Here is a 6,613-nt window from a genome sequence, read left to right as displayed (position 1 = left end):
AGAGGCCTATGGCTATTAAAAATACCCCAACCCCAATTGAGGTACGATAGGCAAAGCCTTCAAGCCAATCGTTCATGACGTACCAGGCGATAGGGGAGGCAATTACAAAAGCAATCAAAATGAGTTTGGCAAAATCTTTAGATAGCAATAATACAATTGATGGGACAGTGGATCCTAATACTTTCCGTACTCCAATTTCCTTTTTTCGTTGTTCGGAGGTGAAGGCGGCCAGGGCAAAAAGGCCTAAGCTGGCAATGAAAATAGCTAAGCCGGAAAAGAGGGATAATACCCTGGCGGTTTTTTGTTCCTTCCTGTACATTTTGTCAAAGTGCTCATCCATAAAAGAATAGGAGAAGGGTTGTCCTGAGGCCATTTTAGCCCATTGTTCTTTCACCAAGGCAATGGCTTCCTTGGTGCTGTTGCCATCAATCCGAAGGGTAAGCACCCCATTGTTAGGTTTCAGAAAAAGAGCAGCGGGTTTTATACGGTTCCTCATGGAGGAATAATTGAAATCTTTTACCACTCCTATAATGGTGTACTCCTCGCCCCATGCTGAAATAGTTTGTCCTATGGGTTCTTCATATCCCAGCTTCTTTATGGTTGATTCGTTAAGTACTACCGAGGAAGCGTCAGATGGGAAATCAGGTGAAAAGTACCTTCCATCTTTCATTTTCATACCCAGGGTGCTGACATAGCTATAATCCACAAACAAAGTGCTGCATTCAAAACTATTGTATTGTCCATTTCCCTTCAAAATGGTCCCCTGATTAAAATAGTCCACCGGAAGGTAATTGGTAAAGGTGCCGCTGAAAAATTGTGGGTTATGTAATAATTCCTCTTTAAAGCTTTCTTTTTGTTTCCCTAAAAGGTGGGTGTCTTCCACTATTAAAAGGTGATTTTTTGCATAACCTATATCTCTATTTTGAATAAAGTTTATTTGTTGATAAAGGACAAGGGTGCTCACCGTCAGGAAGATGGAAATGGAAAATTGTATAATCACCAGGATGTTTCTAAACCGGGTGTTTTTCATTCCGGAATTAAGTTTTCCTTTTAATACCCGGGCAGGTTGAAAACCAGAAAGAAGGAAGGCAGGGTAGAAACCAGATAAAAGGGCTAATAACAAAGGACACAATAGTAAGCTTATAAGAAGCGGCCAGTTGCCCCAATACTGCACGTATATAGATTTTCCTGTCACCTGGTTAAAAGCAGGTAAGAATAGCTCCACTAATCCGATAGCAAGAAGGGTAGCGATCAAACTCAAAAGTAAAGATTCGTTTAAAAACTGCCGGACCAATTGGGTTCTATAGGCTCCGGCTACTTTTCTAACGCCAATTTCTTTGCTACGGTCTGCTGAGCGAGCCGTTGCCAGATTAATATAATTGATGCAGGCGATCAACAAAATCAAAACGGCAATAAAGGAAAAGGCATAGACGTAAATAATGTCTCCTTTTTCCCCATCTACAATGGAGTGCAAATGAATGTCCTTAACCGCTTGTAATTTCCAGTCATAATTCAGGTTATTTTGCTTCAATTCCTCCCACGGTACACCTGTCATTTCCAAAATGTCACCGGAAAGATACGTCTTGATTGCTTGTGGAAATTTGGCTTCAAGTAATTTAGGGTCGGTTTGTTCTCTTAAAAGCAGGTAGGTCCAAACACTATGAGCGGTCAACTCCTTTGTCCAATCCTGTTTCAAAAGATTTTCGATGGAAACAAAGCTATTGAATTTGAAATGGGAAGTAGCAGGTATATCCTCAAATACCCCGGTTACTTTGTAATTTTCATTATTATCCAATACCACCATTTTATTTAGTGGGTCCTCCTCTCCAAATAGCCGTTTGGCCGTGCTTTCATCGATCACCAAGGAATTAGGTGCTACCAAAGCAGTGGCAGGATTTCCTTTTACAAGAGGAATAGAGAAAATAGAAAACAGACCAGCGCCCGCATAAGCCACCTTATCTGTTTTTAAATTATTTTCATTATAGTTTATGGTATGGTCTCCTATGTCCATAATCCGTACTGCTTCTTCTATTTCCGGATAAATCTCCTTGAATTTTTCCGCTAAGAATATGGGACAATAGGCCATTTGTTGGTTTGGTTTAGTTAAACCCCAATCTACCGTCACCCGATACATACGGTCTATTTTAGTATTGTATTTATCATAGCTCCATTCATCCTTTACCCAAAAAACGATCAATAAAAAAGCGGCCAGCCCTACGGCCAGCCCCAACCCATTGATGAAGGTGTAGAACCTATGTTTGAGTAAATTCCGAAGGGCAATTTTGAGATGATTTTTAAACATGGCTGAAAGATAAAATAAATTTTTGGCTGTTTATTCCCGTTTAATGTTTTTCAAGAAGTATGCCATAAAAAACAGCCCTTAATGGGCTGTAAATAGAGTTTTATGAATATTTACCGTCCTCCACCGGACGCCTTTGTCTGCTGACGGACGGTGTATAGTTATTTAAACCCTTCCGTTGTTCCTAAAATCAAGAAGAACTCCTTTCTGTTAAAAACTTTTTCTTTAGGTAAAGAGAAATTTCAAAGGTCAAAACTTTAATCACTTCCCTTATAAAACCTCCTCGATTAACTTTCCATATAAATTATTGCCATTATCCCCGTTTGTAAGTACGACCATACCTTCTTTGGATTCTGGAAACAGGATGACCAGAGTTTTTACTCCATCGTCCCCGCCTGTATGTAGAATGGCATATTTATTATTTTTTATGTTAGGCACTATTTCCCAGCCTAAACCCATTTTCGTATTGTGTTCTTTTCCATTTTGTTGACTTAACATATCGTTAAATAATCCATCCGTAATACCCGCACCATTTAAAACAAACTCGGCAAATTTTCCATAATCTTCTACTGTGGTCAAAAGATCATCTGCAGCATTAGCATTTTTTCTTTTAAAATTGGAGTATTCGTTTTCTCCCTCACTGTTATGCCATTTTGCAAACCTTTCTTCATCCACTGAATTACTCCAGGTAAACCAGCTTTCATTCATTTCCAATGGTTTAAAGATTAATGAGTCGGCAAGAGACTCTAGTGATATTTTAAATTTCGCCTCCAGAGCATTTCTAAGATATTCAAAACCTTCTCCCGAGTAGTTGAAATTTGTGCCCGGTTCAAAATCAAACGTTAACTTCCCCTTCCTCCAGTTCTTAAAACCTGTTTGATGAGATAAAATATGGCGTGTTGTTAGCTTTTTACTGTTAAGGTCGTTTTTAACATCGGGGTCAACCCAATAGTGATATAGAGGTTCATCCAAGCTCCAATCTCCATTATCTACAAGTTTTAGGGTCAGCATGGTCACTATGGGTTTGGTTAGAGAGGCGACGTTAAAAATGGTATTATAGGGAGCAGGCTCATTCTTAAAAATGTGGCCATAAACATTTACCTTAGACAATTTGCCATTTTTAATGACTGCAATTCCTAGAGCAGGAACCTTGTTCTCTTTGAGCCAATCCTCTATACCTGCTTCATCTTCGAAGATCCCTTTTTCAAGTTTGGTTTTGAATTCCTTAGCACCTTTATGATCAAAACTGAGAACCCTTTGAAGAATCCATTTGTTTTCTTTTTTCATCCATAGATGGGTGAACTTGGCTGTACTGGTCAAGAAAGGCTCTTTTCCTCCTTCTACAGCATAAAATTCATGAACGCCATTCTGGACCACACCATAAATTTCCCCTTGATTTTTTAGTGGATATATTTCAGTACTTTCCTTCAGTAATTTCCTTTTAGGTCGATAATCCAGGGAGCAGATATTCTTTTTTATGGTTTCTATAAAATTCTCTTGCCCAAAGGTTGTACCTGATTGGTCATGATAAAATTCTATATTTTTATCTGTAAGCTGCTGTAGTGCATCGAAATTGCAATTATTAAACCCCTCCTCAAAAAGTAAGCTATCAGCAGTCATTATTTCTTGAAAAATGCTTTCACTCAACTTTATTTGGGCTTGAAGAAATTGGTTAGGACTAATAAATAGTCCTAATAAAAGGATGTTGGTGGTAAATAATTTATACATATCATTTTTTCATATTTAGTAGTAATTGATGAAATAAATTAGATTTTACAAAAATAACATTGATATTAATTAATTGATTTTTTCTATTACCTTAGAGCCTTTCTGAAAAAGATGAGGTCAAGATTCTTTCAATAATTCGCAAAAATTTTAGGAACTTTCCCAAGTTACAATTTGCCTTTATTCATACCGAATAGCATTCACCGGATCATTCGTTGCCGCTTTAATGGCATGGTAACTCATAGTAATCCAGGCGACTACAAAGGAGATCAGCCCGGCCAATAGAAATACCCCCATGCTCATGGATGTTCTGTAGGCAAATCCTTGTAACCAATCATCCATTACCCACCAAGCTAATGGGCAAGCAATAACAAACGCCATTAATAAAAGCTTAGTAAACTCTTTTGATAGCAGCATTACAATTCCCTTGATAGAAGCTCCTAATACTTTTCGTACCCCTATTTCTTTTTTACGTTGTTCGGCGGTGAAGGCGGCAAGTCCAAATAATCCTAAACAGGCAATGAAAATGGCCAGGGCAGAGAAAACACTCATTATTTTTCCGTTTTGTTCTTCCTGCTGGTACAAATCATTGAATTGCTGGTCTAGAAAATTGTAACTGAAGGGTTTGCCTGTTGCAAATTTATTCCAGCTTTCTTTTAATGTTTTAATGGCCAGGGCCGATTGTTGGGGCTCAAATCGAAAAGTGATATTCTCTGGGCTACGGCCTAAGAAGAAAACTAGAGGAGCAACTTTATTTCTCATGGATTGATAATTAAAATCTTTCACTACTCCAATAATAGAAAAAGTACCTACTCCGCTAATGATATTTTTCCCGACCGGTTGAGGATATCCGAACTTTTTGGCTGCAGCTTCATTGATCAGTACAGCGGAAGAATCGGATGGGAATTTATTGGAAAAGAAGCGCCCTTCCTTTAATTGAACGCCTATGGTTTCAAAATAGTCATAATCCACTTTCCAGTTTTCCATGGTAATACTTTGCCCATAGTTTTGGTCTTCCGCATTATAATCCCTTTTATCCTTCGGGGGGGCAGTAGGAAAAGAGGAAGAAATGGTAGCGGATTTAAATACGGATTTTTTTAATAGTTCCTGTTTGAAAGTTTCTGTTTGGCTGCCCAAAAGCTGGGTGTCATTTAAAACAATTAATTGGTCTTTGTTGAAACCAGGGTTGGTATTCTTTAAAAAATCTAATTGATTATATATCACAATACTTCCTGCGATTAAAAAGATAGAAACTGCAAACTGCAGGATCACCAATCCGTTTCTTAAATTCCCTTTTTTTATTTCTTTTCCCAAATTCCCTTTTAAAACAATGGATGGGTCCAGGGAGGATAAATAGAAAGCAGGAAAACTACCTGATAAAGCGGCCGTCAAAAGAAATATTGTAATTAGTATGACCCAAAGCCCTAAATTATCCCAATATTCTGGGTTAATTTGTTTTGATGCCAAATCGTTAAATATTGGTAGGCTTATTTCTAAAAGGGGGATAGCTACAATCATAGCCAGTAATGTCAACAGAAAAGCTTCTGCCAAAAATTGACGAATAAGCTGTGGTCGTAATGCTCCCAAAACCTTTCTTACCCCTACTTCTTTTGCCCGTTTAGATGAACGGGCGGTTGACAGGTTGATGAAATTTATGCAGGCAATTAACAAAATGAGTATTGCAATAGCAGAAAAAATATAAACATTAAGGATGTTTCCGTTCGGTTCTCCCATTAAATCTGAGTACAAGTGAATGTCCCTAACAGGCTGTAAAGAAAACTCAATTTTATTTCCGGATTTGACCATATCATCCCAGCTTTGGCCAAGTTGTGCCCAAACCGAAGTGAGATGATTTTTGGAAATGTCAAGCATCTTTTTTTCCAGTACCTCCGCGTTTGTCCCTTTTCTTAACACTACATAGCTATTGTAGGCAAAATAAAGCCAATGCGTATTTAATTGTTCTCCTAATCCTGACAAGGCAAAAAAAGCATCAAAATGAAAATGAGAATTTTCAGGTATCTTTTTAAAAACTCCACTCACCATAAAAGTTTTCCCCTGGTCTGCTTTTAGCATTTTTCCAATGGGGTTCTCTCTTCCAAATATTTTTCCTGCTAATTCTTCATCAATCACCATAGAACCGGGGGTGGTCAAAGCGGTTTCAGGGTTTCCCTGGATGAGGGGAATGGTGAAGACATCAAATAGGGAGGAATCAGCATAGGCTGCATTTTCCACCTTAAAAGAACTTGCCTCAAATTCCAGGATGGTGTTTGGCTTTTTTTGGAGGCGAACCACCTCTTCTACTTCCGGGATTTCTTCTTTTATGGCGTCGGTTATTGGAAAGGGGATGTCGGCACTATTCCAGCTTGAATTCCCTAAAGCTACATCACCAGATAAGCGGTACAAGCGGTCAATTTTTGTATGGTGGAGATCAAAACTTAATTCACCTTGTACCCAAAAAAAGATCAGCAGGCAACAACACATCCCTACTGCCAAACCCATTACATTAATGAAGGTGTAAAATTTATTTTTTATTAAATTCCGAAAGGCAATTTTTAGGTAGTTTTTTAACATGGTAGAATATGGAAATTA

General features: G+C 38.2%; 3 protein-coding genes. All 3 read right to left on the bottom strand.

The window, feature by feature from the left end; genetic code table 11:
- Window positions 1-2,302, bottom strand: a 2,302-nt coding sequence (locus E1171_RS10520) for an ABC transporter permease (RefSeq protein ID WP_155205966.1), incomplete at its 3' end; no start/stop codon positions are given.
- A 267-nt stretch (window positions 2,303-2,569) separates the two neighbouring features.
- Complete coding sequence (locus E1171_RS10515) at window positions 2,570-4,027, bottom strand: serine hydrolase domain-containing protein (protein WP_155205965.1); 1,458 nt, start codon at window positions 4,025-4,027, stop codon at window positions 2,570-2,572.
- A 177-nt stretch (window positions 4,028-4,204) separates the two neighbouring features.
- Window positions 4,205-6,595 carry an ABC transporter permease gene (locus E1171_RS10510; protein ID WP_155205964.1) on the bottom strand — a complete coding sequence of 797 codons (2,391 nt, stop codon included), beginning with the start codon at window positions 6,593-6,595 and terminating at the stop codon, window positions 4,205-4,207.
- Between the last annotated feature and the right edge of the window lie 18 nt (window positions 6,596-6,613).

This window comes from Xanthovirga aplysinae (assembly GCF_009711365.1).
Classification (GTDB): Bacteria; Bacteroidota; Bacteroidia; order Cytophagales; family Cyclobacteriaceae; genus Xanthovirga; species Xanthovirga aplysinae.
The sequence above is the reverse complement of the archived record's forward strand: the minus strand, read 5'-3'. Positions and strand labels throughout refer to the sequence as shown.

What these genes read in the sequence shown, in the direction of transcription:
- E1171_RS10510 (WP_155205964.1), bottom strand. Translation starts at nt 6,595, where the DNA reads ATGTTAAAAAACTACCTAAAAATTGCCTTTCGGAATTTAATAAAAAAT.
- E1171_RS10515 (WP_155205965.1), bottom strand. Translation starts at nt 4,027, where the DNA reads ATGTATAAATTATTTACCACCAACATCCTTTTATTAGGACTATTTATT.